The sequence below is a fragment of the Vibrio sp. 1641 genome, from assembly GCF_033339995.1.
Lineage (GTDB): Bacteria > Pseudomonadota > Gammaproteobacteria > Enterobacterales > Vibrionaceae > Vibrio > Vibrio alginolyticus.
In genome coordinates this window covers 1-896 of record NZ_JAWOVP010000077.1, presented here as the reverse complement: position 1 = coordinate 896, position 896 = coordinate 1, and the positions used below count along the sequence as shown (strand labels likewise).

1 protein-coding gene is annotated in these 896 nt (G+C 47.3%); it reads left to right on the top strand.

Annotation, left to right across the window (positions count from 1 at the left end; translation table 11 throughout):
* Positions 1-135: 135 nt before the first annotated feature.
* A partial coding sequence (locus R7Z47_RS24250; protein ID WP_318130689.1) for a threonine/serine exporter ThrE family protein occupies positions 136-896 on the top strand: 761 nt, incomplete at its 3' end.

Here is an 896-nt window from a genome sequence, read left to right as displayed (position 1 = left end):
CGGCTTTTTTTGTATCTAAATCATATTTAGATGATGTGATTTGCGGCACAATAGTGGCTTCGCGTGATGATTCGGGACTGTTTGACCTCCTTCACGTGAGAGTAAGCAACACCCTAAAAGGACTTAGACCTATCTATGAATCTAGAAACCATACCGTCTGGAGAGTTGACGGTATCTAACCAACGCTCCATTTCTCGACTTGTCGCTCAAGCCGGACAAATGCTGTTGGCCCATGGCGCAGAAAGTACACTTGTGTGCGATATCATGCGTCGTATTGGCTTAGCTTGTGGCGTGCATGAAGTGGCTGTAGCCCTCTCAGCCAATGCCTTGGTTGTCACGACCGTAATGGATGGACATTGCATCACAACTACTCGAAGCTGTGCCGATCGTGGCATCAACATGCGCGTTATTACGCAAATTCAACGTATCTGTATCATGATGGAGCGCGGGTTACTCGATGCAGCCATGGCGCAGAAAAAACTGAATACCATCAGCCCAGAACGGTACAACCGCTGGCTAGTGGTGCTTATGATTGGCTTATCATGCGCGGCATTCAGCCATTTAGCGGGTGGCGATTGGGGCGTATTTATTATGACCTTCTTGGCCTCGGCTGGTGGCATGATCGTGCGCCAAGAGATTGGCCATCGTCACTTCAATCCATTACTTAACTTTGCTGCTACCGCATTTGTAACCACGTTGATTTCTGCTCAAGCTGAAATTTATCAAATTGGTAATTTACCAACCGTAGCGATGGCATCGTCGGTATTGATGTTGGTGCCTGGTTTTCCACTGATTAATTCGGTAGCAGACATGCTAAAAGGTCACATTAATATGGGTATTGCTCGGTTTGTAATGGCCAGTTTGCTGACGTTAGCAACGTGTTTGGGCATTGTGGC